The organism is Azorhizobium oxalatiphilum (assembly GCF_014635325.1).
GTDB lineage: Bacteria > Pseudomonadota > Alphaproteobacteria > Rhizobiales > Xanthobacteraceae > Azorhizobium > Azorhizobium oxalatiphilum.
The window spans coordinates 1-24926 of sequence record NZ_BMCT01000013.1 but is presented as its reverse complement, the minus strand read 5'-3'; the positions used below and the strand labels follow the sequence as shown (position 1 = coordinate 24926).

27 protein-coding genes and 1 pseudogene are annotated in these 24926 nt (G+C 67.6%); 14 read left to right on the top strand and 14 right to left on the bottom strand.

Annotated features, from left to right (window positions below):
• The first annotated feature begins 3 nt into the window (after positions 1-3).
• Entirely contained in the window at positions 4-507 is a 504-nt protein-coding gene (locus IEW24_RS27490) for a molybdenum cofactor biosynthesis protein MoaE (RefSeq protein WP_188584123.1), read from the top strand.
• A gap of 88 nt (positions 508-595) precedes the next feature.
• On the opposite strand, the gene IEW24_RS27485 is transcribed toward IEW24_RS27490, so the two are convergent.
• Positions 596-1489 (bottom strand): branched-chain amino acid aminotransferase, encoded by an 894-nt coding sequence (locus tag IEW24_RS27485; RefSeq protein WP_188584122.1) that lies wholly within the window; start codon positions 1487-1489, stop codon positions 596-598.
• A gap of 214 nt (positions 1490-1703) precedes the next feature.
• Here IEW24_RS27485 and IEW24_RS27480 point away from each other — a divergent pair, with 214 nt between their 5' ends.
• From IEW24_RS27480 to IEW24_RS27465, 4 genes are read left to right on the top strand one after another with little or no spacing between them, the layout of a single operon-like run.
• Positions 1704-2252 carry a MarR family winged helix-turn-helix transcriptional regulator gene (locus IEW24_RS27480; RefSeq protein WP_188584121.1) on the top strand — a complete coding sequence of 183 codons (549 nt, stop codon included), beginning with the start codon at positions 1704-1706 and terminating at the stop codon, positions 2250-2252.
• Positions 2253-2261: 9 nt separating this feature from the next.
• On the top strand, positions 2262-2981 hold the full coding sequence (locus tag IEW24_RS27475) for a response regulator (RefSeq protein WP_188584120.1): 720 nt from the start codon (positions 2262-2264) through the stop codon (positions 2979-2981).
• A gap of 5 nt (positions 2982-2986) precedes the next feature.
• On the top strand, positions 2987-4366 hold the full coding sequence (locus tag IEW24_RS27470) for an ATP-binding protein (RefSeq protein WP_188584169.1): 1380 nt from the start codon (positions 2987-2989) through the stop codon (positions 4364-4366).
• Positions 4363-4818, top strand: a complete 456-nt coding sequence (locus IEW24_RS27465; protein ID WP_188584119.1) for a GNAT family N-acetyltransferase — start codon at positions 4363-4365, stop codon at positions 4816-4818. The genes IEW24_RS27470 and IEW24_RS27465 overlap by 4 nt, the downstream gene beginning before the upstream one ends.
• Before the next feature lie 12 nt (positions 4819-4830).
• Here IEW24_RS27465 and IEW24_RS27460 read toward each other — a convergent pair whose 3' ends face one another.
• The 5 genes from IEW24_RS27460 to IEW24_RS27440 all read right to left on the bottom strand — a co-directional run bounded on the left by IEW24_RS27460 (position 4831) and on the right by IEW24_RS27440 (position 7942).
• Positions 4831-5187, bottom strand: coding sequence for a tRNA-binding protein (locus IEW24_RS27460; RefSeq protein WP_188584118.1), 357 nt, complete (start codon positions 5185-5187; stop codon positions 4831-4833).
• A 52-nt stretch (positions 5188-5239) separates the two neighbouring features.
• Entirely contained in the window at positions 5240-5902 is a 663-nt protein-coding gene (locus IEW24_RS27455; protein ID WP_188584117.1) for a TetR/AcrR family transcriptional regulator, read from the bottom strand.
• A gap of 81 nt (positions 5903-5983) precedes the next feature.
• Positions 5984-6820, bottom strand: coding sequence for a pyrroline-5-carboxylate reductase (gene proC / locus IEW24_RS27450; RefSeq protein ID WP_188584116.1), 837 nt, complete (start codon positions 6818-6820; stop codon positions 5984-5986).
• Between the two features lie 69 nt (positions 6821-6889).
• Positions 6890-7390, bottom strand: coding sequence for a type III secretion system chaperone family protein (locus IEW24_RS27445; protein WP_188584115.1), 501 nt, complete (start codon positions 7388-7390; stop codon positions 6890-6892).
• 273 nt (positions 7391-7663) lie between these two features.
• Entirely contained in the window at positions 7664-7942 is a 279-nt protein-coding gene (locus tag IEW24_RS27440) for an accessory factor UbiK family protein (RefSeq protein WP_188584114.1), read from the bottom strand.
• A gap of 367 nt (positions 7943-8309) precedes the next feature.
• Here IEW24_RS27440 and lgt point away from each other — a divergent pair, with 367 nt between their 5' ends.
• The 5 genes from lgt (at position 8310) to IEW24_RS27415 (ending at position 12839) form a co-directional block, all read left to right on the top strand.
• A complete protein-coding gene (gene lgt, locus IEW24_RS27435) occupies positions 8310-9125 on the top strand; it encodes a prolipoprotein diacylglyceryl transferase (RefSeq protein ID WP_188584113.1) in 816 nt (271 codons plus the stop codon).
• Complete coding sequence (locus IEW24_RS27430) at positions 9122-10225, top strand: class I SAM-dependent methyltransferase (RefSeq protein ID WP_244644709.1); 1104 nt, start codon at positions 9122-9124, stop codon at positions 10223-10225. The genes lgt and IEW24_RS27430 overlap by 4 nt, the downstream gene beginning before the upstream one ends.
• Entirely contained in the window at positions 10222-10989 is a 768-nt protein-coding gene (gene pgeF, locus IEW24_RS27425; protein ID WP_188584112.1) for a peptidoglycan editing factor PgeF, read from the top strand. The genes IEW24_RS27430 and pgeF overlap by 4 nt, the downstream gene beginning before the upstream one ends.
• A 114-nt stretch (positions 10990-11103) precedes the next feature.
• A complete protein-coding gene (locus tag IEW24_RS27420; protein ID WP_188584111.1) occupies positions 11104-11799 on the top strand; it encodes a hypothetical protein in 696 nt (231 codons plus the stop codon).
• Between the two features lie 107 nt (positions 11800-11906).
• Complete coding sequence (locus tag IEW24_RS27415; protein ID WP_188584110.1) at positions 11907-12839, top strand: ribose-phosphate pyrophosphokinase; 933 nt, start codon at positions 11907-11909, stop codon at positions 12837-12839.
• 62 nt (positions 12840-12901) lie between these two features.
• Here IEW24_RS27415 and IEW24_RS27410 read toward each other — a convergent pair whose 3' ends face one another.
• Positions 12902-13690, bottom strand: coding sequence for a phosphatase PAP2 family protein (locus IEW24_RS27410; RefSeq protein ID WP_188584109.1), 789 nt, complete (start codon positions 13688-13690; stop codon positions 12902-12904).
• Positions 13691-13855: 165 nt separating this feature from the next.
• On the opposite strand from IEW24_RS27410, the gene IEW24_RS27405 reads away from it, so the two are divergent.
• The gene (locus IEW24_RS27405; protein ID WP_188584108.1) at positions 13856-14374 is read left to right on the top strand and encodes a YaiI/YqxD family protein; all 519 of its coding nucleotides are present in this window, start codon (positions 13856-13858) and stop codon (positions 14372-14374) included.
• A complete protein-coding gene (locus IEW24_RS27400) occupies positions 14371-14766 on the top strand; it encodes an MAPEG family protein (RefSeq protein WP_188584107.1) in 396 nt (131 codons plus the stop codon). The genes IEW24_RS27405 and IEW24_RS27400 overlap by 4 nt, the downstream gene beginning before the upstream one ends.
• A 12-nt stretch (positions 14767-14778) precedes the next feature.
• Here the strand turns inward: IEW24_RS27400 and IEW24_RS27395 are convergent, their stop codons facing one another.
• Both IEW24_RS27395 and IEW24_RS27390 read right to left on the bottom strand, forming a co-directional pair.
• Positions 14779-15219, bottom strand: coding sequence for a DUF4279 domain-containing protein (locus IEW24_RS27395; RefSeq protein ID WP_188584106.1), 441 nt, complete (start codon positions 15217-15219; stop codon positions 14779-14781).
• Positions 15220-15300: 81 nt separating this feature from the next.
• Positions 15301-15966 carry a PadR family transcriptional regulator gene (locus IEW24_RS27390; RefSeq protein ID WP_373870155.1) on the bottom strand — a complete coding sequence of 222 codons (666 nt, stop codon included), beginning with the start codon at positions 15964-15966 and terminating at the stop codon, positions 15301-15303.
• A gap of 126 nt (positions 15967-16092) precedes the next feature.
• Between IEW24_RS27390 and IEW24_RS27385 the strand changes: the two genes are divergently transcribed.
• A complete protein-coding gene (locus tag IEW24_RS27385) occupies positions 16093-17076 on the top strand; it encodes a tyrosine recombinase XerC (protein ID WP_188584105.1) in 984 nt (327 codons plus the stop codon).
• A gap of 6 nt (positions 17077-17082) precedes the next feature.
• Here IEW24_RS27385 and IEW24_RS27380 read toward each other — a convergent pair whose 3' ends face one another.
• Positions 17083-17664, bottom strand: a complete 582-nt coding sequence (locus IEW24_RS27380) for a hypothetical protein (protein WP_188584104.1) — start codon at positions 17662-17664, stop codon at positions 17083-17085.
• A 212-nt stretch (positions 17665-17876) separates the two neighbouring features.
• On the opposite strand from IEW24_RS27380, the gene IEW24_RS29045 reads away from it, so the two are divergent.
• Positions 17877-18005: a hypothetical protein gene (locus IEW24_RS29045; protein ID WP_280515000.1), complete on the top strand. Its 129-nt coding sequence runs from the start codon at positions 17877-17879 to the stop codon at positions 18003-18005.
• Positions 18006-18091: 86 nt separating this feature from the next.
• On the opposite strand, the gene lpdA is transcribed toward IEW24_RS29045, so the two are convergent.
• The 4 genes and pseudogenes from lpdA to IEW24_RS27360 all read right to left on the bottom strand — a co-directional run.
• The gene (gene lpdA / locus IEW24_RS27375; protein WP_188584103.1) at positions 18092-19498 is read right to left on the bottom strand and encodes a dihydrolipoyl dehydrogenase; all 1407 of its coding nucleotides are present in this window, start codon (positions 19496-19498) and stop codon (positions 18092-18094) included.
• 200 nt (positions 19499-19698) lie between these two features.
• Positions 19699-20937 carry a 2-oxoglutarate dehydrogenase complex dihydrolipoyllysine-residue succinyltransferase gene (odhB, locus tag IEW24_RS27370; protein ID WP_188584102.1) on the bottom strand — a complete coding sequence of 413 codons (1239 nt, stop codon included), beginning with the start codon at positions 20935-20937 and terminating at the stop codon, positions 19699-19701.
• Between the two features lie 285 nt (positions 20938-21222).
• Complete coding sequence (locus IEW24_RS27365) at positions 21223-24177, bottom strand: 2-oxoglutarate dehydrogenase E1 component (RefSeq protein ID WP_188584101.1); 2955 nt, start codon at positions 24175-24177, stop codon at positions 21223-21225.
• Between the two features lie 344 nt (positions 24178-24521).
• A pseudogene (locus tag IEW24_RS27360) lies at positions 24522-24926 on the bottom strand (succinate--CoA ligase subunit alpha); the annotation flags it as partial.

The window sequence follows — 24926 nt, the reverse complement described above, 5'->3', positions numbered from 1 at the left end:
GCCATGAGCGACGGCCTGCCCGCCAGTGAAACCTTCTCGGTCCGCGTGCAGGCCGAGCCCTTCGACGCCGCTGCCGAGGCCGCCGCGCTGACGGAAGGGCGCACCGACATCGGCGCCATCGTCACCTTCACCGGCCTGTGCCGGGCGGACGTGAAGGATGGCGTGCCGCTCGCGGCCCTGCACCTTGAGCATTATCCCGGCATGGCCGAGGAGGAGATGCGCCGCATCCTGGACGAGGCCCGCGCCCGCTGGCCGCTTCAGGGTGCCCGCGTGGTCCACCGCTTCGGCCGCATCGTGCCGGGTGAGGTGATCGTGCTCGTCGTCACCGCCTCGCCCCATCGCGGCGCGGCGTTTTCGGCGGCGGAATTCCTGATGGACTGGCTGAAGACCAACGCTCCCTTCTGGAAGAAGGAGGAGCGTCCCGGCCGCACCGACGACGGCGCCTGGGTGGAAGCCAAGGACGCCGACGACACGGCTGCGGAACGCTGGGGCAAGGCGCTGGGCTGAGAGGCCTCCCGATTTCACATCCCGAAAAGCAGAAAGGCCGCCCCGGATATCTCCGGGGCGGCCTTTCTCATTTCAGCGCGATGCGGCCTCAGGCGGCGGCAGCCGCCGACTTCGGGTGCGTCTCGGCCGTATAGGCGTCCATCAGCTGATGGGTGATGCCCGACGGCGTGAACTTCCAGTCGGCGATCTCGCCCACCGGGGTCACTTCGGCGGCGGTGCCGGTGACGAAGCACTCGGTGAAGCCGGCAAGCTCCTCCGGCAGGATGTGGCGCTCGACCACTTCGATGCCGTGGCGTTGCGCCAGCTCGATCACCGTGCGGCGGGTGATGCCGTCCAGGAAGCAATCGGGCTTCGGGGTATGGATCACGCCGTCCTTCACGAAGAAGATGTTGGCGCCGGTGCACTCGGCCACGTAGCCGCGATAATCCAGCATCATCGCATCGGCGAAGCCGCGACGCTCCGCCTTATGCTTGGAGATGGTGCAGATCATGTAGAGGCCGGCGGCCTTGGCCTTGCACGGGATCGTCGCCGGATCGGGGCGGCGGAACTCCGCGAGGTCGAGGCGCAGGCCCTTGGTGCGCTGCTCGGGGTCGAAATAGCTCGGCCACTCCCACACGCCGATGGCGAGGTGGATCTTGTTGTGCTGGGCGGAGACGCCCATCATCTCGCTGCCACGCCACGCCACCGGGCGGACATAGGCGTCCACGAGATTGTTCTTCTCCAGCGTCAGCTTCTTCGCCGCATCGATCTCTTCGATCGAGTAGGGAATGGTGAAGTCCAGCATCTCGGCCGAGAGCTTGAGGCGCTCGGAATGCTGCGTGGACTTGAAGATCGTGCCGCCATAGGCGCGCTCGCCCTCGAACACGCACGAAGCATAGTGCAGACCATGGGAGAGTACGTGCAGCTTGGCGTCCTGCCACGGCACCAGAGCGCCGTCCATCCAGATCCAGCCGTCACGTTTGTCGAAAGGCTCTCCACTCATGATCTTCACTCCTGGTCGGGCACGTCTTTCTGGCGGCCCTTGCTTGCCTTGCGTCAATGCTTTGCAGGGACGGAAGGTTGTCGATATTTTCAATGCCCAAGGATATGGGCCTTTTCACGGGCAGCGCAATGATCGAACATTCGGAAGCACGTTCGAGAACGATCATTTCGTCGCCGACGCCCCGTGAGTAACGATCGGACTGAAAAAAGTCAACATGACTGACATAAATCAGCTGGCCGAGCCGGCCCCTCCCCGCGCCCCGGCGTCCAAGGCCGAGACTGCGCCGGAGCGCAGCTTTGTCGAGCTTATCGAGCTTTTCTTCTTTGCCTACAGAGACTTCGTGGGCGATCCCGACGAGATTCTCGCCCCCTTCGGCTTTGGCCGCGCACACCATCGTGTCCTGCATTTCGTCAATCGCAATCCAGGCATGCGCGTGACGGAGCTGCTCGACATCCTGCGCATCACCAAGCAGAGCCTCGGCCGCGTGCTGCGCGAGCTGGTGGACGAGGGCTTCGTGGAGAGCCGGGCCGGCGCCGCCGATCGCCGCCAGCGCCTGCTCTATCCCACCACCAAGGGTGAAGCGCTCGCGCGGGATTTCGTGGCCATCCAGAGCCGCCGCATTGCCAGCGCGCTCGGCGAATGCGGGCCGGACGCGGAAGACGCGGCCCGCCGCTTTCTTGTCGCCATGATCGACCGGGAGGATCGCGCCGAGGTGGAACGGCTGGTACATCGGGCGCAGGCGGCCCGTCCCCCGTCCGCCTGAAGGAAGGCCATGACCGAGACTGCCCAGCGCGCCGCCCCTCCGCCCTTGCCCGACGATGCCCCCCATCTGCTGGTGGTGGATGACGACAACCGCATCCGCACCCTGCTGTCCCGCTTCCTCAGCGAGCACGGCTACCGCGTGACCACCGCCGCCTCGGCGCAGGAGGCGCGCGGGCGCATGGTCGGCCTGGAATTCGACCTGCTGGTGCTGGACGTGATGATGCCCGGCGAGACCGGCATCGAATTCGCCCGCTCGCTGCGCACCTCGTCCGCCGTGCCCATCCTCATGCTCACCGCGCGCTCGGAGACCACCGACCGCATCACCGGCCTCGAAGCCGGGGTGGATGATTACGTCGCAAAACCCTTCGAGCCGCGCGAACTGCTGCTGCGCATCGGCTCCATCCTGAAGCGCACCACGCCGCCGCCGCAGAAGGCCATCGAGAGCGTGCGCTTCGGCGATTTCACCTTCCACCTCGGCCGGGGCGAACTGAGCCGCCTCGGCGAGCCGGTGCGCATCACCGAGCGCGAGCGCGACATGCTGCGCGCGCTGGCCGAGGCGCCGGGCGAAACCGTGCCGCGCCTCGCGCTGGCCGGCGGCGGCGCCGCCAGCGAACGGGCGGTGGACGTGCAGGTGAACCGCCTGCGCCGCAAGGTGGAGCGCGATCCCGCCAATCCCTCCTTCGTGCAGACCGTGCGCGGGATCGGCTACCGGCTGGTGGTGACGCCGTGACCTTCATGGGGGCGAGCAAGGCGGGCCTGCGCAACCTCGGCGACTTCCTCGCCGAAGCCAACGCCCGCATGGGCGCGTGGTTCAACCGCGTCACGCCCAAGGGCCTGTTCCCCCGCTCGCTGCTGATCATCGTGGTGCCCATGGTGATCCTGCAATCGGTGGTGGCTTTCGTGTTCATGGAGCGCCACTACAACAGCGTCACCCGCCGCCTGTCCGCCTCGGTGGGACAGGACATCGCAGCGGTGGTGGACCTTTATGCCGCCTATCCGTCCGAGAAGGATTTCCAGACGCTGCGCCGCATCGCCTGGCAGAGTCTGGAACTGTCCGTGGACCTGATGCCGCCGGACCCGCTGCCCGCCCCCGGTCCACGTCCCTTCTTCTCCATTCTCGACGGCGCGCTGTCGCGCGAGATCGGCCGCCGGGTGAAGCAGCCCTACTGGGTAGACACGGTGGGGCGCTCGAACCTCATCGAGGTGCGGGTAAAGATGGACAATGTGGTGCTGCGCATCTTCGCGCCCCGCAATGCCGCCTACGCCTCCAACTCCCACATCTTCCTGCTCTGGATGGTGGGCACGTCGCTGGTGCTGCTGGCGGTGGCCATCCTGTTCCTGCGCAACCAGATCCGCCCCATCGAGAATCTGGCCGATGCGGCGGAAGCCTTCGGCAAGGGCCGCGACGTGGAGAATTTTCGCCCGCGTGGTGCCCGTGAAGTCCGAAGGGCGTCCGTCGCCTTCCTGGAGATGAAGCGCCGCATCGAGCGCCAGATCGAGCAGCGCACCACCATGCTGGCCGGCGTGTCGCATGACATGCGCACCATCCTCACCCGCTTCAAGCTGGAACTGGCCTTCCTCCCCGAGGGGCCGGAGGTGGACGCGCTGAAGAAGGACGTGGACGAGCTGCAGGGCATGCTGGAAGCCTATCTCGCCTTCGCGCGCGGCGACGGCGGCGAGCAGGCGGCACTCACCGACATGTCCCAGCTCATCGAGGAACTCTGCGCCAACGCCCAGCGCTCCGGCGCCGAGGCCAGTTGCAGCTTCATGGGGCCGCCGCTGGTGCAGGTGAAGGCGGATGCGCTGCGCCGCTGCATCGGCAATCTCGTGGGCAACGCCACGCGCTATGCGAAGAAGCTGGAGATCACCGGCACCCGCGATGCCCGCTGGCTGATCGTCACCGTGGACGACAACGGCCCCGGCATTCCCGAGGACAAGCGCGAGGACGTGTTCCGTCCCTTCCTGCGGCTGGACGATGCCCGCAATCAGGATGCGGGCGGCTCCGGCCTCGGCCTCTCCATCGCCCGCGACATCGCCCGCGCCCATGGCGGCGACGTCATCCTCGCCGACAGCCCCCTCGGGGGCCTGCGCGCCACCATCCGGCTTCCCGTATGAGCCCCGCTCCCATCATCCGCCCCGCCCACGCCGACGACGTACCCGCCATCACCGCCATCGTGGACGCGGCCTATGGCATCCACATCCCGCGCATGGGGCGCCTGCCCTTCCCCATGCAGGACGATTATGCGGACCTCGTCGCGCAGGGGACGGTGCATGTGCTGGAAGCGGACGGCGCGGTGGCCGGCCTCGTGGTGCTGGTGCGCGAGCCGGACTTCATGTTCCTCGACAATATCGCGGTTGCGCCCACCGCCCAGCGGCGGGGTTTCGGCCACCGCCTGCTGGCCTTTGCGGAAGCGACCGCCCGCGCGGCGGGCTATGAGGCCATCCGCCTCTACACCAATGAGGTTCTCACCGAGAACATCGCCCTCTACGACCGGGCCGGCTATGTGGAAACCCACCGCGTGGCGCGGGAGGGCTTCCATCAGGTCTATATGACCAAGCAGCTCTGAACGCAGGCCCTCTCAGAACAACCGCGCCCCGTTCGGCACCGCCGTGCCGGGCGTCACCAGAACCACCGCGCCCTGCGCGTCGGGAAAGCCGAGCGTCAGCACTTCGGACATGAAGGGGCCGATGCGGCGCGGCGGCAGGTTCACCACGCCCGCCACCTGACGGCCCACCAGTTCCTCAAGCTTGTAATGCTCGGTGATCTGCGCCGAAGAGCGTTTCACCCCGATCTGCGAGCCGAAGTCGATGGTCAGCTTGTAGGCGGGCTTGCGGGCCTCGGGGAAGGGATGGGCCTCAACAATGGTGCCCACGCGCACATCGACCTTCAGAAAATCCTCGATCCCGATCACGCCCGCCTGTGCCGCCTCAGCCATCTCTGTCTCCCGTTTTGCAACGGCAGCAATGAAACGGCGGCGAGGGCGAGGGTCAAGCCTCCGCCGCGGCGCGGGCCTCGCGGGTTGTGGGCGGCGCATCCGAGCGGCGCTTGCGCCACGGGATGGCGAGGAAGGCCATGTCGTCCAGCATGCCCAGCAGCTTGGCGCCACTGGTCAGCTCCCGGTCCAGCGCCGCCATGGTGCGGGCAAGGCCGGGGTCCTCGTCATCGTCCAGCCAGATGCCGACGATGCGGGCGAACAGCAGCGCCAGCCCGCGCGCCCGCGCCGCACCGGCGAGGCCCGTGGAGGTGACGCCGGCGGCGGCCAGCATCCACATCTGCGAGCGCGCGCCGAGGTGCAGCAGCAGCAGGGCAAGCGGCGGATTGCGCCGGGCCGAACGGGTCAGCGAACCTACGGCACCGCGATAGGGCTCCAGCGCATCGAGCCGGCGCATCAGCACCTCGAACAGGCGCTCCTTGGGCGGCTCGTCGGAAAGTTCATCCGCCGAGGGGCCGGCGGCCAGCACGTGGCGGTCGGTGGCGCGGAAGAAGGCGGCCAGAAGGTCACGGGTGGAGCCAAAATCGGCCCGCAGTTCCGAGAGCGGCACGGACGAATGCTCGGCCACATCGGCAAGGGCAATGCGCTCGAAAGGCTTTTCCTCCAGCAACTGGAGGAAGGCGCGCAACGCGGCGTCGCGGCTGGTCTCCGAGGTCATGCGTCCTCCGGCCCGTTCGTATCTTCAAAAAGTAAGGGCGCCGCAGCGCCCTCACAAGTGCCCAAGCTTGGCAACGAAACGTCAGCCGGCAAGTTCCCGCGAGCGCTTCGTCGCAGCATCCACCGCCTCGACGAGCAGCGGCCCGAAGCCTTCATCCTCATCCATGAGCACGGCCAGCGCGGCGGCGGTGGTTCCACCGGGAGAGGTGACGTTCTGGCGCAGGGTAGCGGGGGCGATGCCCGACTGGGCCAGCAGCGCGCCGGCGCCCGAGACCGTGCCGCGCGCGATGCGGTCCGCAAGATCCGCCGGCAGGCCGGCGGCCGCGCCCGCCTTGGCCAGCGCCTCGGCCAGCAGGAACACATAGGCCGGACCGGAGCCGGAGACGGCGGTGGCGGCGTCGATCAGCGCCTCGTCATCCACCCACTCCACGATGCCCACCGCACCGAGCAGGCCGGAGGCGGCCGCCCTGGCGTCGGCGGAAACCGCTTCGTTCGCCACCGCCACGGTGACGCCCTGGCCGATGGCGGCCGGGGTGTTGGGAATGGTGCGGACGATGGCGATGCCGCGCGGGAACGATTCCTGAATGAAGCCGATGGTGCGCCCGGCCATGACCGACACCACCACGGTGTTCGGGCCGGCGATGCCGCGCACGCTGGACAGCACGGCGGGTGCCACCTGCGGCTTGACCGCGAGGATCAGGACGGCTGCGGGCGGGATGGCGTCATAGGCGGGATTGGCCTGCACGCCCTTGGCGGTGAAGGCGGCAGCGGCCTCGGCCGGCAGGTTGGGATCGAGCACCACCACGCGGGAGGGTTCGAGGCCAAGGGCCAGCCAGCCTTCGAGCATGGCGCCGCCCATCTTGCCGGCGCCCACCAGGACGACGGGGCCTTCCAACTTCTTCAGCACATCGAGGGACATCGGCACACCTGCACGCAAGGGGCGAGCCCGCCACATGAGCGGGCTCCTCCCGAAGGGTTCAGCTGTGTCTTAAGCTTCTCCGGCGGTCTCGAAAAGCGCGGAATCCATCGCTTCCCGTGCCGACTTGCCCGCCCACACCACGAACTGGAAGGCGGGATAGTAGCGGTCCACCGCATCCATGGCGGCATCCAGGATGGCCTCGCACTGGCGGTCGCTGGCGGCGGCGCCGCCGGCAAGCACGAGGGCATGGCGGAACATCACCACGCCTTCCTGCGGCCAGATGTCGAAATGGCCGAGCCACATCTGCTCATTGATGAGCGCGAGGAGCTTCAGCACCTCGTTGCGGCGGTTGTCGGGCACCTTGAAGTCGAAAGCGCAGGCGAGGTGTAGGGCCTCGATCTCGTCCATCCACTGGAAGGAGACGTGGCAGTCGGTCCAGCGATTGTTGAGGGAGAGCGTGATCTCGTCCTCGGCGGAGCGCTCGAAGGACCAGTCGCGCAGAGCGGCGAGCTGCTCGACCAGATCGACGGGGTTGGCCGACGATTCGGTTTCGATTTCGATCAGAGACATGCCTCGACCTCGCGGTGTGAGGGGCGCGGAGACGGTCGAACACGGCACGAACGGCACTCAAAGCCAGCCAGGATTTGCGCGACGCAGCGTACCGGCGGCTGCGCCAGTCCTCAGGCCGGAGCCATCGGAATGGCGTGCCATGGCGAAGCTGCGCCCCGTCGCGTGCCTGACGCGACGAACCGGCCTCGAATCGCCACAAGACCCACTATATCGCGGCGCGGCATCGCGCCGCTACGACAGATTGTAGGTCCTCGCAGGTGCGAGGATTGCAGCTCAGACGGGGCCGGGACCGGCGCCGGGGGTACCGGCGAGTTTGGCCTCAAGCTCCGCGAGGCGGGCGGCGAGGCGCTCGTTCTCAAGGCGGGCGGCGGCCACCATGTCCTTGACCACCTCGAATTCCTCGCGCTTCACGAGATCCATGTCCCGCAGGAAGCGCTCCATCTGCGCCTTCATGACGGTCTCGGCCTCGCGGCGGACACCCTGCGCCATGCCGGCGGCGTCGTTCATGAAGCGGGACATTTCGTCGAACAGACGGCCCGTGGTCTGGGTCATGGTCGGCCTCCGCGCCGTATCGGTCTTGAACTTCAGCGCCCTGCGGCGTTACTCGGGGTGACAATGGGCATCTTGTGTGGCGCCCGCAAGGCCCGCCCGGCCGCAGGCAGCCATGCGCCAAGCCGTACCGCCACTTATCCCCGCACAGCTCAAGGCGCGGCGCGCGTGAACAAATGCTGGGGAGGCCGCTTGCCGCCGCTGCGGCAGGCCGTTCCCGGAGGCCCTTCTGCGGCTTGACGCCGCGCGGAGCCCATCGCACACCCCCTCGCAGATGCGGCCATGCCCGTGCCTTTAAAGCCAAGTTCACAGCTCTGCGTTAGCAAAGGCCGCACGGCCAAGGCGCCCGCTCAGCCCGCCCGGAGTAACAATGATCCAGCTCGCCCTGCCCTTCCCGGCCATCGATCCGGTGCTGTTCGCGGTGGGGCCGTTCGCCATCCGCTGGTATGCGCTGGCCTATATCGCCGGCCTGCTGCTGGGCTGGCAGCTCTCGCGCTTCATCGTCGCCCGCGGATCGCTCTGGGGCGGCACCTCGCCGATCCAGCCGGTGGACATGGACGACGCGCTATTCTGGGCCACCTTCGGCGTCATCCTCGGCGGCCGGGCCGGCTATGTGCTGTTCTACAATCTGCCCTTCTTCATCGCGAACCCACTGGAGATCGTGCAGGTCTGGCACGGCGGCATGTCGTTCCACGGGGGATTGGCCGGCACGATCGTCGCCCTCGTCCTGTTCGCCCGCTCGCGGAAGATCCCCATCTTCTCGCTGCTGGACGTGGCCGGCGTGGTCGCGCCCCTCGGCCTGCTGTTCGGCCGCCTCGCCAATTTCATCAATGGCGAATTGTGGGGCCGTCCGGCCGATGTGCCCTGGGCCATCGTCTTCCCCACCGGCGGCGACGTGCCCCGCCATCCCAGCCAGCTCTATGAGGCGGCGCTGGAAGGCGTGCTGCTGTTCATCGTCATGCTGATCGCCGTGCGCTGCGGCGCGCTGAAGAAGCCGGGGCTGGCGGCGGGCATCTTCGGCATCGGCTACGGCCTCGGCCGCATCGTCGGCGAGTTCTTCCGCGAGCCGGACCCGCAGCTGGGCTTCCTGATGTTCGGCTCCACCATGGGCATGCTGCTCTCGGTGCCGCTGGTGCTGGCCGGCATCGCGCTCGTCGTCCACGCCCGGCGGCAGCCGACGCCGTGACCGCCCCGCTGGAAGCCGAACTGAAGGCGCTCATCGCCGCCGAAGGCCCGATCAGCGTCGGGCGCTACATGGCGCTTGCCCTAGGCCATCCCAAGCACGGCTATTACGTCACCCGCGATCCCCTCGGCGCCAAGGGCGACTTCACCACCGCGCCCGAGATCAGCCAGATGTTCGGCGAGCTGATCGGCCTGTGGGCGGTGGCTACATGGCAGCAGATGGGCGCGCCCGAAGCGTTCCGGCTGGTGGAACTCGGTCCCGGACGCGGCACGCTGATGGCCGATGCCTTGCGCGCGGCAAAGCTCCTGCCCGCCTTCGGCGCCGCCATGAGCCTCCACATGGTCGAGATGAGCCCCGTGCTGCGGGCGAAGCAGGCGGACAACCTTTCCGCCTACGCCCCCACATGGCACGACCGGCTGGAGGACATGCCGGAGGGACCGGCCATCGTCATCGCCAACGAATTCTTCGACGCTTTGCCCATCGACCAGTTCGTGCGTGGTCCGCAAGGCTGGCACGAGCGGCGGGTGGGCCTCGATGGGGACGACAACTTCGTCTTCGGCATCGACCCGCGCCCCTTCCCCGCGCTGTCGGCGCTGGCTACCCGCTTCCCGGCGCCCCATGAGGGCGCGGTGCTGGAACGTCTGGAGAGCGGAGCCGTTCATGCCCTTGCCGGCCGCCTCGCCACGCAAGGGGGCGCGGCGCTGGTGATCGATTACGGGCACAGCGCGCACGGCTATGGGGATACGCTGCAGGCCATGAAGGATCATCGCTTCGTCGATCCCCTCACCGCCCCCGGCACGGCGGACCTCACCGCCCATGTGGATTTCGCCGCGCTGGCCGAGATCGCGCGCGGCGACGGGGCGCGCGCCTTTGGCCCCCTCACGCAGGGCGAATTCCTGAACCGTCTCGGCCTCGCCGCCCGCGCCGCCCAGCTGGCACAGAACGCAACGGAGCGGCAGCGCGCGGACATCACGTCGGCGCAGGCCCGGCTTGCGGGTTCCGGCCAGGGCGAAATGGGCTCATTGTTCAAGGTTCTGGCGCTCGGCAACGCGACCCTCGGCCCGCTGCCCGGCTTCGATCGGCAAGAGGAATTTGCGGCATGAAGGTTGAAGCGTCCTCGCTCGCGGCGCTGCCGGGCATCCGGCATGCCTTCTTCACCCGGCAGGGCGGCGTCTCGTCCGGCATCTATGACAGCCTCAATGGCGGCCTCGGCTCGAAGGACGCGGTGGAGAATGTGATGGAGAACCGCGCCCGCATGGCGCGGGCCATCGGCGTCACCCCCGAGAACCTCGTCATGTGCTCGCAGGTGCATTCGGCCATCTGCGTGCCCATGGAAGCCCCGTGGACCCGCGCCAATGCCCCCAGCGCGGATGCCATCGCCACCCGCGTGCCCGGCCTTGCCGCCACCGTCACCATCGCCGATTGCGGACCGGTGCTGTTCGCGGATCCCGTGGCGCGCGTGGTGGGCGCGGCCCATTCCGGCTGGAAGGGCGCATTCGGCGGCGTCATCGAGGCGACGGTTGCGCAGATGGAGAACCTCGGCGCCCGCCGCGCCGACATCCGCGCGGTGATCGGCCCGCTGATCCGCCAGCCCAGCTACGAGGTCGGCGAGGACTTCATCTCCCGCTTCATCGAGGAAGACCGCACCTTCACCCGCTTCTTCGCTCCCGCCGACCGGCCGCATCATGCGCTGTTCGATCTGCCCGGCTTCATCGCCCTGCGCCTGCGGCAGGCGCGCATCGACCATGTGGAGGATCTGGGCCTCGACACCTATGCCGATCCGGCCCGTTTCTTCAGCTACCGCCGATCCACCCATAAGAGCGAGCCGGACTACGGCCGGCTGGTGGCGGCGATCACGCTAGAATAAGGGTTTTCAGGCCCCGCCCGATCACAATTAACGATAGATTAACGGACGTTCTGGACCTCGCGCCCGAAGGAGGCTACCCCTTTCTCTTAACGAAATGTGAAGAGGGGGCGGCGGATGCGCGGACTTGCGAGCCGTATCGGGTTTGGCACGCGGGCGGTGACGTTTGTCGCGCGGCTCGCAGTGCTCGGCAGCGCGCTGGCGCTGGCCGCCTGCCAGACCGACGGCTCCGGCGTTGCCTCCAACGGCTCCGCAGCCAACCGCGCCCTTGCCTTCGAGTCCATCGACGGCCCGCCGAAGGAGAAGTTCGACAGCCTCGTTTCGAGCCTCGCCACCGAGGCCGAGGCCAAGCAGGTCGCGCTCGTCTCCCGCACCCAGCCCGCCAGCTACCGCATCCGTGGCTACATGTCGGTCCATACCGAGAAGGGCAAGACGCAGGTCGCCTATGCCTGGGAAGTGTTCGACGCCGACAAGCAGCGCGTGGCCCGCATCACCGGCGAGGAAACCGCCAAGTCGGTGAAGGGCAATGCGTGGAACGTCTGCGACGAGGCCATGCTCCAGCGCATCGCCGGCGACACCATCGCCAGCCTGTCGCAGACCCTCTCCGTGGGCAATCCGAACGCCGTCGCCGCGCCGGCCTCCGGCCCCGGTGCCACGCCTGCGGCAGCTGCCCCCGCCGCCGAGCCGGCCCAGCCGGAAGCTCCCGCCGTGCCTGTCGCGCCGCCCGAGAATGGCGGCGTTCCGGTGGCCAGCCTCACGCCCGGCGACAGCCTCGCGAGCGAGCCCGCTGCGCTCGCATACGCGTCCCGCTGAATCTGCGCCTTTACAAATCCTTGCCCGCCCGCCTATCAGGACGGCTTGCGAGATTTATCGGGCTCACCTGTCGCCGAGCACCGGACAGCTTTTAAGAGAACGGATCCATGAAACTGGTCGCGGGTAACTCCAATCGCGCGCTCGCGGAGACGATCGCCGCTTATCTGGAAACGCCGCTGACCAAGGCGGTCGTCCGGCGCTTCGCCGACATGGAGATCTTCGTCGAGATCCAGGAGAACGTGCGCGGCGAGGATGTGTTCATCCTCCAGTCCACTTCGTTCCCCACCAACGACCACCTGATGGAACTGCTGATCATCACCGATGCGCTGCGCCGCGCCTCGGCCAAGCGCATCACCGCTGTGGTGCCCTACTTCGGCTACGCCCGTCAGGACCGCAAGCCCGGTCCGCGCACGCCCATCTCCGCCAAGCTGGTGGCCAACCTCATCACCCATGCCGGCGCCGACCGCGTGATGACGCTGGACCTCCACGCCGGCCAGATCCAGGGCTTCTTCGACATCCCGACCGACAATCTCTACTCGGCCCCGGTGATGGTGCGCGACATCAAGGAGCGGTTCGAGCTCGGCAACACCATGGTCGTCTCCCCCGACGTGGGCGGCGTGGTGCGCGCCCGGGCCCTCGCCAAGCGCATCGACGCCCAGCTCGCCATCGTGGACAAGCGCCGCGAGCGTCCCGGCGAGAGCGAAGTCATGAACGTCATCGGTGACGTGTCCGGCCGCTCCTGCATTCTGGTGGACGACATAGTCGATTCCGGCGGCACGCTGGTGAACGCCGCCGACGCCCTGCTGGCGCGCGGCGCCAAGGAAGTCACCGCCTACATCACCCACGGCGTGCTGTCGGGTGGTGCCGTGGCCCGCATCACCGCCTCCAAGCTGAAGGAACTGGTGATCACCGATTCCATCCAGCCGACCGAGGCCGTGCGTGTGGCGCGCAACATCCGCGTGCTGCCCATCGCCACCCTGATCGGCGAGGCCATCGCCCGCACCGCGCACGAAGAATCGGTATCCAGCCTGTTCGACTGATCGACGGCTTTCAGACCAGACAAGCAGCGGCCGCCCCTCGGGGCGGCCGTTTGCGTTTGGGCTCAGCCGCGCGATCCGGCGGATGTCTCCTCCGCCGGCGCAGGCTCTTCCGGCTCCACCTCGCCCTTGGACTGCAGATAGAGCATCACCAGCCAGCACAGCGCCGCCCAGGCCGCCCCCAGCGTCCAGCCGCCCAGCACGTCGGTGGGCCAGTGGACGCCGAGATAGAGCCGGCTGATGCCCACCACCACGGTGAGCGCGATGGCGATGCCGAACAGGAAGGTCTTTACCCGCAGGCTGGCCTGCGTGCGCGCCAGGACGGCACCGAGCGTGAGATATACCACCGCCGACATCATGGAATGGCCGCTGGGAAAGCTCTGGGAATAGACCTCCATGCCGTGCGGCACGAGATCGGGCCGGGGCCGGGAGATGCCCCATTTCAGCAGCGAGGAGATCAGCGCCCCGCCCGCAACGGACACGGTGACGAGAATGGCGGTGTGATGCTTGCGCACCATCAGCAGGAAGCAGATCACGGCCAGCGTCATCAGCGTGAGGACGGTGGTGCCGCCCAGCGCGGTGAGGTCGCGCATGCTCTCGACCAGCCAGCGCGGGCCGATGGGCGTGGCCAGATCGCCGGGCACGCGCAGCGCCAGCAGGATGCGTTCGTCGAGCGTGCGGGTCTCGCCCTCGATCACCTCGTCGGCGATCTTCAGGAACAGGTAGAAGCCCCCCGCGGTCAAAGCGAGGATGACCAGCGTGTCCCGCTCCATGCGGCTCACGTGGCGGAGCAGGAAGGGCACGCCGGGGATGCCGGACAGCAGGCGGTGGGAACGGCGCAGCAGGGAATTCATGGACAAAAGGTCCGCATGGGCAGGGGCAGCCCGTCAAGCGGGGCCGGGTGGCGATCAACGCACAGCTTTGGCATCGGGATCCGATCCCAAGCCTCGCCACGTCCTGAAATCGGATTCATGTGGCCATGACTTGCGGTCGCCGTCCGCCCCTGCCATTGCAGCAGCATGCAGCCAACAGCCACGCCGCCCCGCACCGAGCCCATTACCCTCTATGTCGATGCCGATGCCTGCCCGGTGAAGGACGAGATCTACAAGGTGGCCGCCCGCCACGGGCTGGACGTGCATGTGGTCTCCAACCAGCCCATCAACATCCCGCGCGATCCCAGCATCCACCGGGTGGTGGTGGCGGCGGGACCGGACGTGGCGGACGACTGGATCGCCGAGCGGGTGTCGCGCGGCGACGTGGTGATCACCGCTGACATTCCGCTCGCCGCCCGCTGTGTGAAGGCGGGCGCGGACGTGATCGCGCCCAATGGCAAGGCCCACACCGAGGCCACCATCGGCGCCACGCTGGCGACGCGAAACCTCATGGACGAGCTGCGCTCGGCCGGCCAGATCACATCGGGTCCACGCCCCTTCTCGCAGCGCGACAAATCCGCCTTCCTCTCCGCGCTCGATCTTGCCATCGTGCGCCTCAAGCGGGCGGGATTCGCCGTGCCCTCCTCCGACCGGAGCCCGATGTGACCCACGAACTCGCACTGCTCGCTGCCACCATCGTCCTCTATCTGTTCCAGCTCATGCTGGCCGCGCGCCTCGCCACCCGCGAGCGCGGCCTCGCCTGGAACACCGGCGCGCGCGATGCCCAGATGCCGCCGCTCGGCCCCATGGCAGGGCGCATGGACCGGGCGTTCAAAAATCTGATGGAGACGTTTCCGCTGTTCGCGGCGGCGGTGCTGATCGCGCAAGTGAGCGGCGTGCACAACGCCTTCACCATCGGCGGCGCGCATCTCTATTTCTGGGGCCGGGTGCTCTATGTGCCGCTCTATGCCAGCGGCCTGCCTTACGTGCGCTCGGCCGTGTGGGCGCTGTCCACCTGCGGCATCCTCATTATCCTTGGCGCGGTGGTTCTGGGCTGAACAGCCGGTCCGTCAATGGACGCGCGGGGCGGCCTCGGCCGTCTCGCTCAAGGCATAGGCCTCGATCCAGAAGCAGATGCCAAGGTCCGTCGCCAGCTTCTGGTGGCTGAAGTCCAGCTCCCAGCTGAAGCTCTGCCGGAAATGGCCGATGCAGACGATCTGCCGCCTGAGATCGGCCGGCAGGGCCAGCAGGCCATCGCGGCGCGGGGCCAGAACCCGCAGCAGCGCCGCCACATGATCGTCCATGGGCGCGGTCTCGGCGAGGCCGCTGTCCAGCCTCCAGCAGTCCGCGCGCCGGATAAGGCTGCGGCCGCTGCGCTGGAACGTCTCGCCCCTGGCCCATGCCTCGCTCGGCGCGAGGCCGATGGCTGAGGTGATGGCACCCGGATCGAAATCTCCCACCACCCGGAAATAGGCATAGGCGCGATCGTTCGGCGGCGAGGCAGAAGCCATGGTCAGCGGTCCTGTAAAGCCAAAAAGGCGCCGGGCGGGCCGCGTCCGGCCCGTCAGGCGTCGCATGGGTGAGACCTGCGTTCAGATCTCGCGCAGGTCGTTGGCGACGCCGGCCAGGATTTCCACGATGCGGGTTTCCGCACGCGGGTTCTCGGCGAGCTTCGCCTTCGCCACGTCCTTCAGGTTTTCCAGCGCGGCATCCACCAGACGCGGCAGGCCCGAGGGTTCGTGCGCGGGTTCACCGTCCTTGCCCATCCAGCGGCGCATCTTGCCCACCTTCAGGCCGATCTCCGACAGGCGGCCCAGAAGCGCGTCCGCGAAATCCCGGTTCTGGTCCAGATAGGTCCGGCCTTCCTCGGTGATGGTGAAGCGCTTCTTCGCGCCATCCGGCTCGGCCACCACATAGCCCGCCTCTTCGAGGAAGGTCAGGGTGGGATAGACCACGCCCGGGCTCGGCGAATACCAGCCGCCGGTCTTCTCCTCGATCAGCTTGATGAGTTCGTAGCCGTGGCGCGGCTGCTCGGCGATGAGCGCGAGGGCCAGCAGCTTGAGATCGCCCTGCGCCAGCATGCGACCGATGCGGAAGAAATCCCCGCCGCCACCGCCGCCGCCGCCGCGACGTCCACCGCCCCGGCCCCAGCCACCGCCGAAGCCACCGAACTCACCCCGACCGCCGGCATTAAACTGCTCGTGGTCCATCTCCGCGCCGAAGCGCTCGCGCCCCCTGTGGGGTCTGCATCCAAACATGATATTACTCCTTTAGATGTATCTTACGATACAACGTCAGCACATATATCTTTCGATATATCGAAATGCAAGAGGGGATCCATTAAGCCCGGCCGGGTTAGGCTTGGGGCCGAAGGAGACCAGCCCATGGCCATGACGGACGAAGCGAAGGCCGCCCGGTCGCGCGCGGCGCTGCTGGCGGGGCAGAGCGCCGACCTCGCGCCTGCCGTGGAAGGCTGGCTCAACCGCCTCGCCCATGAGCGGCGGCTCTCCCCCAAGACGCTCGACGCCTATGCCCGCGACCTCACGCTGGTGATCAACCGGCTGGCCCTGCATCTGGGCGAGCGGCCGACGCTGGCGCAGATGGGCGCCCTCGCCCCCGCCGACGTGCGCGCGCTCCTCGCCTCCCGCCGGGCGGATGGCGTCTCGCCGCGCACGCTGGTGCGGCTGATGGCGGCGGCCCGCTCCTTCGGGCGGCATCTGGAGCGGGAGGGGCTCGGCAAGGTGGGGGCGCTTGCCGCCGTGCGCACGCCCAAGCTGAAGCGCAGCCTGCCCAAGCCGGTCTCGGTCTCCGACGCAAAGGCGCTGGCCGATCCCGAAACCCGCGTGGGCGAGGATCGCGCGCCGTGGGTATTGGCCCGCGATGCGGCGGTGCTGGCCCTGCTCTATGGCTGCGGCCTGCGCGTCTCCGAGGCCCTCGGCCTCACCCGCGCCGCCATGCCCGAACCGGGCAAGGGCGACCAGATCACCGTGACCGGCAAGGGCAACAAGACCCGCATGGTGCCCCTGCTGCCGCAGGTGGCGCGCGCGGTGGCGGACTATGCCGCGCTCTGCCCCTATCAGCTTGAAGCGGAAAAGCCGCTGTTCCGGGGCGCACGCGGCGGGCCGCTCTCACCGCGCATCGTGCAGGCGGCGGTCGCCAGCATGCGCGGCGCGCTCGGCCTGCCGGATACGGCAACGCCGCACGCCCTGCGCCATTCCTTCGCCACCCACCTGCTGGCGGCGGGCGGCGAGATCAGGGCCATTCAGGAACTGCTGGGCCACGCCTCGCTTTCCACCACGCAGGTCTATACGGCGGTGGATGCGGCACGGCTCATGGAAGCCTATCGGGCGGCGCATCCGCGGGCGTGAGAAAGATCAGCCGCCCCTGAAGGCACGGCGGCGGATGTCCATCACCCGGCGCCAGAAGCCGTTGCCCTTGCCCTTCGTCCACGCGGCGAAGGCGGCCTTCAGCTCCTGCTTGTAGGGCTCCACCAGCGAATGCGCCCAGTGGTTGGCCGCGATCACCCAGTCGATCAGCCGCGAGAACCATCGAATAGAGCGCAACTGCTCCCGGCAGGCTTCGAACAGGAAAGCCATGAGGCCCACGCCCACCAGCTTCGCCACGAGGAAACACAGGCTGCCCAGCACGAACTGCTTATGGGCATAGAACCAGAGGGCGAGGATATTGATGGGCTCGATCAGGATCAGCGGCACGATGAACAGCACCAGCGCGCCATAGGGCGGCAGGCGTCGCGCCCACTCGGCCAGCGCCTGCTTGGCGCGCTCGAACGGAATGTGCTGGATCACCCAGCGCACCATGGGCGCGGTCTTCGCCCACAGCCACGCCTCGATGAGGAACAGCAGCGCGATCACCATGAACAGCGGCCGCCACGCCGAGCGCGTGCGCGGTCGGGCATGGGGAGGCCGGGACGGATCAGGGGAATGCTGTTCGGACATGGTGGCCTGAAGATGGGGAGGGCTTGCGGCGTTTGAAGGGCGTGCTTGCTGGGCGGCACGGCACTCCGGCACGGCCCTTACTCTACAACTCCCCGTGAAAAGCGGCACCCCGCTGCCGCAACGGCAGGCGCGGCGCTTTTTCGGGCATTGGCGAAGCGCCCGGCGGGGTTAGCCTCATGGTGTGCCAAAGCACACTTCAGGAGATGAGACCAATGAAGCGCATTGCCCTCGCCCTCTGCACCCTCTCCTTCGTGGCCGCTGCCGCGCCAGCCTTCGCCGACTGCAGCGCCGGCCACGCCTCCAACCAGACCACGACGACCAGCACCAGCAAGGGCGGCTGATCGCCCCCTGCTCCATCTGGCGGACAAAAGAAAACGGCCGGCCCGCACTGCGGACCGGCCGTCTTTCTTTCAGACGTTACGCGCGATCAGAAGTGGATGGCGCGCTTCTCGACCGCCAGCGCCGCTTCCTTCACCGCTTCCGAGCGGGTCGGATGGGCGTGGCAGGTGCGGGCCAGATCTTCCGACGAGCCGCCGAACTCCATGAGCACGCAGACCTCGTGGATCATCTCGCCGGCCTCGGGGCCGATGATGTGGCAGCCCAGCACCTTGTCGGTGGCCGCATCCGCCAGGAACTTCACGAAGCCGTCGGTGGTGTTGTTCACCTTGGCGCGGCCATTGGCCGTGAAGGGGAACTTGCCGACGTTGTAGGCGATGCCCGCTTCCTTCAGCTCTTCCTCGGTCTTGCCGACGGAAGCCACCTCCGGGAAGGTGTACACGACGCCGGGGATGACATCGTAATTCACATGACCCGCCTTGCCGGCGAGGGTCTCGGCCAGCGCCATGCCCTCGTCCTCGGCCTTGTGGGCCAGCATCGGGCCGGCGATCACGTCGCCGATGGCGTAGATGCCGTCGACGTTGGTCTTGTAGTGCTTGTCCACCACCACGCGGCCGCGCTTGTCGGTCTCGACGCCGGCTTCCGCCAGGCCCAGACCCTGCGTGTAGGCGACGCGGCCGATGGCCACCAGCACCACGTCGGCATCCAGCACCTCGGCCTCACCGCCGGCGGCCGGCTCCACCGAGACCTTCAGGCCCTTGCCCTTGGTCTCGACGCCCGTGACCTTGGTGCCCAGCTTGAAACCGAAGCCCTGCTTGGCGAGGATGCGCTGGAAGGACTTGGCGACTTCGCCGTCCATGCCGGGCAGGATGCGGTCGAGATATTCGACCACCGTCACCTCGGCGCCGAGGCGGCGCCACACGCTGCCGAGCTCAAGGCCGATGACGCCGGCGCCGACCACCACCAGCTTGCCCGGCACCTTCTTCAGGGCCAGCGCGCCGGTGGAGGACACCACCTTCTCTTCATCGATGGTGACGCCGGGCAGCTGGGCCACATCCGAGCCGGTGGCGATCAGGATGTTCTTGGTCTCCAGCACCTGCTTGGCGCCGTCCGCATTGGCGGTGACTTCCACCTTGCCGGTGCCGAGGATCTTGGCGGTGCCGAAATGGACGTCGATCTTGTTCTTCTTGAGCAGGAACTCGACGCCCTTCACATTGCCATCGACGCCCTTGTCCTTGAACGCCTGCATGGCGGCCAGATCAAGCTTGGGGGCGGAGACATTGATGCCCATGCCGGCGAAGGAATGGCCGGCTTCCTCGAACTTCTCCGAGGCGAAGAGCAGGGCCTTCGAGGGAATGCAGCCGACGTTCAGGCAGGTGCCGCCATGGGTGGCGCGCTTCTCGACCACGGCGGTCTTGAGGCCGAGCTGGGCGGCGCGGATGGCAGCCACATAGCCGCCGGGGCCGGTGCCGATGACGATCAGGTCGTAGTTGGCCATGAATTTCGGTCCTTGAAGGAGGAGGGGAGCGGCCGGCGGCGCCGGATGCGCCCGCGTGGCTCACATCAACCCGAGCCAGCAAGGCCGCTCACTTTGAGCCTGAGAGGGCGATTGACCGGCCCGTTGGAAACGGCCCGGATCGCGCTCTGAAAAACCCGTGCGGCCGAGGCCGGCCGCACGGGTCGAGACAAACGCGCGGATCAGAGGTCCAGCACGAGACGCGCGGGATCTTCCAGCGTCTCCTTCACGCGCACCAGGAAGGTCACGGCCTCGCGGCCGTCGACGATGCGGTGGTCGTAGGAGAGCGCGAGGTACATCATCGGGCGGATCACCACCTGCCCCTTGACCACCACCGGACGCTCCTCGATGCGGTGCATGCCGAGGATGCCCGACTGCGGCGCATTCAGGATCGGGGTGGACATCAGCGAGCCGTAGATGCCGCCGTTGGTGATGGTGAAGGTGCCGCCCTGCATGTCCTCGATGCCGAGCTTGCCGTCACGGGCCTTGCGGCCGTAGCCGGCGATGGCCTTCTCGATGCCGGCCACCGACAGCTCGTCGGCGTCACGCACCACGGGAACCACGAGGCCCTTCTCGGTGCCGACCGCGATGCCGATGTTGTAGTAGTTCTTGTAGATCAGGTCCTGACCGTCGATCTCGGCGTTCACCGCCGGCAGGTCCTTCAGGGCCGCGATCACGGCCTTGGTGAAGAAGCCCATGAAGCCCAGCTTGGTGCCGTGCTTCTTCTCGAAGGAGTCCTTGAACTGGGCGCGCAGGGCCATCACCGCACTCATGTCCACGTCATTGAACGTGGTGAGCATGGCGGCGGTGTTCTGGGCGTCCTTCAGGCGGCGCGCGATGGTCTGGCGCAGCTTGGTCATCTTCACGCGCTCTTCGCGCGCGGCATCATCGGCCGAAGAGGCGACGCGCGGCACGGACACCGCGGCGGCCGGAGCCGGGGCGGAACCGCCGGTGGCGATGGCGGCGAGCATGTCGCCCTTGGTCACGCGGCCATCCTTGCCGGAACCGGCGACATTGCCGGCGGCAACGCCGCTCTCGGCGGCGAGGCGGTCGACGGCCGGGCCGTTGGCGCTGGAGGCGGCAGCCTTCGGAGCAGCGGCGGGCGCGGCGGCCGGAGCCGGGGCAGGCGCAGCGGCCTTGGGGGCTTCAGCCTTGGCTGCGGGCGCCGCGGCAGCGCCGGCGCCACCCGCGGTGATGTTGCCCAGCAGGGCGCCGACACCGACGGTGTCACCGTCCTTGGCGACGATCTCTGAGAGAACGCCGGCCGCCGGAGCGGGGACTTCCACGGTGACCTTGTCGGTCTCAAGCTCAACCAGAGGCTCGTCGGCCTTCACCGCATCGCCGGGCTTCTTGAACCACTTGCCGATGGTCGCTTCGGTAACGGACTCGCCCAGGGTGGGCACGCGGATTTCGGTCGCCATCACATTCGCCCGCGGGGGGCCTCCCTCAAACGCTCGGAGGCCGGGTCAGACCCGGCGCAAGACAAGGAAGAGAGCCTGTCGCCTCATGGCGCTCCAGCCTCCCTCCCCACGATTGGACATCGGCGGAACCCATCCCCGGCCATGGCCGGCTCCGGTCCCACCACGATCCGGCGCGCGCCAAAAGGGCGACACGGCACCGGATCAAACAGCCTGACCGGCTCAAGGAAGCCGGCCAATCCCTTGCGGTTTTCCGCGCCGCTGAGCGGTGCGGAAAACCGGCAGCCCTCAGCCCAGCGCTTCCTCGAGGAAGACCTTCAGCTGGGCCAGATGCTTCGACATCAGGCCGGTGGCGGTGGCGGCGGACGCCGGACGGCCGGCATAGGTCGGACGCTTGGACACGCCGCCGGCATTCTCCAGCACCCACTCCAGGTAAGGCTGCACGAAAGCCCAGGCGCCCTGGTTCTTCGGCTCTTCCTGGCACCACACCACTTCGGCGTTCTTGAAGCGCGACAGCTCCTGCACCATCGTCTTCAGCGGGAACGGGAACAACTGCTCGACGCGCATCAGATACACGTCGTTGGTGCCGCGCTTCTCGCGCTCCTCCAGCAGGTCATAATAGACCTTGCCGGTGCAGAGCACGACGCGACGGATCTTGTCGTCCGCCACCAGTTGGAGGGCATCGGTCGGGTGCGACTGGGCGTCGTCCCACAGCACGCGGTGGAAGGCGGTGCCGGGACCGAACTCGGACAGCGAGGACACCGCCCGCTTGTGGCGCAGCAGCGACTTCGGCGTCATCAGGATCAGCGGCTTGCGGATGTCGCGCTTCAGCTGACGGCGCAGGATGTGGAAGTAGTTCGCCGGCGTGGTGCAGTTGGCGACCTGCATGTTGTCTTCCGCGCACATCTGCAGATAGCGCTCGAGACGGGCCGAGGAATGCTCGGGACCCTGGCCTTCATAGCCGTGCGGCAGCAGGCACACGAGGCCGGACATGCGCAGCCACTTGCGCTCGCCGGAGGAGATGAACTGGTCGAACACCACCTGCGCGCCGTTGGCGAAGTCGCCGAACTGGGCTTCCCACATCACCAGCGTGTTGGGCTCGGACAGCGAATAGCCATACTCGAAGCCGAGCACCGCCTCTTCCGAGAGCATCGAGTTGATGACCTCGTACTTGGCCTGGTTGTCGGTGAGGTGGTTGAACGGCTTCCAGCGGGCCTCGGTGTCCTGGTCGGTCAGCACCGAATGACGCTGCGAGAAGGTACCGCGTTCCACGTCCTGGCCCGACAGGCGGACCGGATGACGCTCTTCCAGCAGCGAGCAGAAGGCCAGCGCCTCGCCGGTCGCCCAGTCGATGCCCGCGCCGTCCTCCAGCACCGCCTTGCGGCGGTTGTCGAGGAAGCGCTGGATGGTGCGGTGGGGGGTGAAGCCCTCCGGCACGGTGGTGATCTTCTTGGTGATGTCCTTGAGGACGTCCAGATCGACGCCGGTGTCGCCACGGCGCGGATCGTCTTCCTCATGGCTCGCCTTCAGGCCCGACCAGCGGCCGTCCAGCCAGTCGGCCTTGTTGGGCTTGTAGTGCTGGCCGGCCTCATACTCGCCTTCCAGCTTGTTGCGCCACTCGGCCCGGATCTGGTCCAGCTCGCCGGCGGCGATCACGCCTTCGGCTTCGAGCTTCTTGCCGTAAAGCTCCAGCGTCGAGGGATGCGCGCGGATCACCTTGTACATGTGCGGCTGGGTGAAGGACGGCTCGTCACCTTCGTTATGGCCGAAGCGGCGATAGCAGAAGATGTCGAGCACCACCGGCTTGTGGAAGCGCTGGCGGAACTCGATCGCCACCTTGGCGCAGAACGTCACCGCTTCCGGATCGTCGCCGTTCACGTGGAAGATCGGCGCCTCGATCATCTTCGCCACATCCGAGGGATAGGGCGAGGAGCGCGAGTAGCGCGGATTGGTGGTGAAGCCGATCTGGTTGTTGATGATGACGTGGATCGAACCACCGGTGCGGTGGCCCTTCAGGCCGGAGAGGCCGAGGCACTCGGCCACCACGCCCTGACCGGCGAAGGCCGCGTCGCCATGCAGCAGCAGCGGCAGCACGGCGGTGCGCTCGGTGTCGCCGAGCTGGTCCTGCTTGGCGCGGGCCTTGCCCAGCACCACCGGGTCCACGATTTCCAGATGCGACGGGTTGGCGGTGAGCGCCACATGCACCTTGTTGCCGTCGAACTCGCGGTCCGACGAGGCGCCAAGGTGGTACTTCACGTCGCCCGAGCCTTCCACGTCGTCGGGGGCCCAGGAGCCGCCCTTGAACTCGTGGAACAGCGCGCGGTGCGGCTTGCCCATCACCTGGGTGAGCACGTTCAGGCGGCCGCGATGGGCCATGCCGACCACGATGTCGCGCACGCCCAGATTGCCGCCGCGCTTGATGATCTGCTCAAGGGCCGGGATCAGCGCCTCGCCGCCGTCAAGGCCGAAGCGCTTGGTGCCGGTGTACTTCACGTCGAGGAACTTCTCGAAGCCCTCGGCTTCCACCAGCTTGTTCAGGATGGCGCGCTTGCCCTCGCGGGTGAAGGACACTTCCTTGTCCACGCCCTCGATGCGCTCCTGGATCCACGCCTTCTCCTCGGGGGAGGAGATGTGCATGAACTCGACGCCGATGGTCTGGCAGTACGTGCGGCGCAGGATGTTGACCATCTCGCGCACGGTCGCGAACTCGAGGCCGAGCACGTTGTCGATGAAGATCTTACGGTCGAGGTCCGACTCATAGAAGCCGTAGGAGGCCGGATCCAGCTCGGGCGCCTCGCGCGGCGGGGTCAGCTTGAGCGGGTCGAGGTCGGCCTGCAGATGGCCGCGCATGCGATAGGCGCGGATCATCATCAGCGCCTTCACGCTGTCGCGGGTCGCCTGCTGCACCTCGGTGGCGGAGAATTCGACGCCGGCCTTCTCGGCCTTCGCCTTCACCTTGTCGGTGACTTTCTTCTCCACCTCGATCCAGTTGCCGTCGAGGGCGGAAACGAGTTCGCCATTGGCGTGAACCGGCCAGTTGGGCTTCTTCCAGGAAGCGCCTTCGGCGTTCTTCTTGACCTGCTGCGGATCGTCCTTGAGGGCCGCGAAGAAGCTCTGCCACTGCGCGTCAACGGAGGCCGGATCGGCCTCGTACTGCGCATAGAGATCTTCGATCCACTGAGCATTGCCACCGTACAGGAACGAGGTGGCGAGGAATTGGTCGTTCTGGTCCGCGCGTGACATGGGCTTAAATCCCGGATGACAACCTGGAGCTGTCTCTCCAGAACGCGGGGAGCGTTACTGGAAACCGGCTCCTGGCCGTTTGTCTGCCATCATTCTGGAACGGCGGCGATGATCGACCGCAATTCCGTCTGAGCTGCTCCTCCCGGAGCGGATAAATCCGGCCGCTACATAAGCCTCCCGAGGGTGCGGCGAAAGAACCTTCCGCCCTCTCCCCCCGGCATTCTGCGCAGGGCCGACCTGCACCATGCGTAATCCTCAGAACTTACCTGAGCGTGACACACGGACTTGTTCAATGAAAAGACGGCAATCCAGTAGTCTTCGCCGGATTGCCGTCTCTTGTCTCGTCAGCCCTTCAGCACTTCGACCAGGGTCTTTCCGAGTCGTGCCGGGGAGGGCGAGACGCGGATGCCGGCCTCTTCCATGGCGGCGATCTTGTCTTCCGCGCCGCCCTTGCCGCCGGAGATGATCGCGCCCGCATGACCCATGCGGCGACCGGGAGGCGCCGTGCGGCCCGCGATGAAGCCAACCATCGGCTTCTTCCGGCCACGCTTCGCCTCGTCCTTCAGGAACTGAGCCGCATCTTCCTCGGCCGAGCCGCCGATCTCGCCGATCATCACGATCGACTGCGTCTTCTCGTCCGCGAGGAACATCTCAAGCACGTCGATGAACTCCGTGCCCTTCACCGGGTCGCCGCCGATGCCCACAGCCGACGTCTGGCCAAGGCCCTCCTGCGAGGTCTGGAACACCGC

Bases quoted from the DNA above. Each gene is read 5' to 3' on its own strand.
- lpdA (WP_188584103.1), bottom strand. From the start codon at position 19,498: ATGGCCAACTACGACCTGATCGTCATCGGCACCGGCCCCGGCGGCTAT.
- IEW24_RS27365 (WP_188584101.1), bottom strand. From the start codon at position 24,177: ATGTCACGCGCGGACCAGAACGACCAATTCCTCGCCACCTCGTTCCTG.
- IEW24_RS27445 (WP_188584115.1), bottom strand. From the start codon at position 7,390: ATGTCTCTGATCGAAATCGAAACCGAATCGTCGGCCAACCCCGTCGAT.
- IEW24_RS27385 (WP_188584105.1), top strand. From the start codon at position 16,093: ATGGCCATGACGGACGAAGCGAAGGCCGCCCGGTCGCGCGCGGCGCTG.
- IEW24_RS27390 (WP_373870155.1), bottom strand. From the start codon at position 15,966: ATGTTTGGATGCAGACCCCACAGGGGGCGCGAGCGCTTCGGCGCGGAG.
- IEW24_RS27470 (WP_188584169.1), top strand. From the start codon at position 2,987: ATGGGGGCGAGCAAGGCGGGCCTGCGCAACCTCGGCGACTTCCTCGCC.
- IEW24_RS27415 (WP_188584110.1), top strand. From the start codon at position 11,907: ATGAAACTGGTCGCGGGTAACTCCAATCGCGCGCTCGCGGAGACGATC.
- pgeF (WP_188584112.1), top strand. From the start codon at position 10,222: ATGAAGGTTGAAGCGTCCTCGCTCGCGGCGCTGCCGGGCATCCGGCAT.
- IEW24_RS27490 (WP_188584123.1), top strand. From the start codon at position 4: ATGAGCGACGGCCTGCCCGCCAGTGAAACCTTCTCGGTCCGCGTGCAG.
- IEW24_RS27420 (WP_188584111.1), top strand. From the start codon at position 11,104: ATGCGCGGACTTGCGAGCCGTATCGGGTTTGGCACGCGGGCGGTGACG.
- IEW24_RS27395 (WP_188584106.1), bottom strand. From the start codon at position 15,219: ATGGCTTCTGCCTCGCCGCCGAACGATCGCGCCTATGCCTATTTCCGG.
- IEW24_RS27465 (WP_188584119.1), top strand. From the start codon at position 4,363: ATGAGCCCCGCTCCCATCATCCGCCCCGCCCACGCCGACGACGTACCC.
- lgt (WP_188584113.1), top strand. From the start codon at position 8,310: ATGATCCAGCTCGCCCTGCCCTTCCCGGCCATCGATCCGGTGCTGTTC.
- IEW24_RS27380 (WP_188584104.1), bottom strand. From the start codon at position 17,664: ATGTCCGAACAGCATTCCCCTGATCCGTCCCGGCCTCCCCATGCCCGA.
- IEW24_RS27455 (WP_188584117.1), bottom strand. From the start codon at position 5,902: ATGACCTCGGAGACCAGCCGCGACGCCGCGTTGCGCGCCTTCCTCCAG.
- IEW24_RS27440 (WP_188584114.1), bottom strand. From the start codon at position 7,942: ATGACCCAGACCACGGGCCGTCTGTTCGACGAAATGTCCCGCTTCATG.
- IEW24_RS27405 (WP_188584108.1), top strand. From the start codon at position 13,856: ATGCAGCCAACAGCCACGCCGCCCCGCACCGAGCCCATTACCCTCTAT.
- IEW24_RS27485 (WP_188584122.1), bottom strand. From the start codon at position 1,489: ATGAGTGGAGAGCCTTTCGACAAACGTGACGGCTGGATCTGGATGGAC.
- IEW24_RS29045 (WP_280515000.1), top strand. From the start codon at position 17,877: ATGAAGCGCATTGCCCTCGCCCTCTGCACCCTCTCCTTCGTGGCCGCT.
- IEW24_RS27460 (WP_188584118.1), bottom strand. From the start codon at position 5,187: ATGGCTGAGGCGGCACAGGCGGGCGTGATCGGGATCGAGGATTTTCTG.
- IEW24_RS27410 (WP_188584109.1), bottom strand. From the start codon at position 13,690: ATGAATTCCCTGCTGCGCCGTTCCCACCGCCTGCTGTCCGGCATCCCC.
- proC (WP_188584116.1), bottom strand. From the start codon at position 6,820: ATGTCCCTCGATGTGCTGAAGAAGTTGGAAGGCCCCGTCGTCCTGGTG.
- IEW24_RS27480 (WP_188584121.1), top strand. From the start codon at position 1,704: ATGACTGACATAAATCAGCTGGCCGAGCCGGCCCCTCCCCGCGCCCCG.
- IEW24_RS27475 (WP_188584120.1), top strand. From the start codon at position 2,262: ATGACCGAGACTGCCCAGCGCGCCGCCCCTCCGCCCTTGCCCGACGAT.
- odhB (WP_188584102.1), bottom strand. From the start codon at position 20,937: ATGGCGACCGAAATCCGCGTGCCCACCCTGGGCGAGTCCGTTACCGAA.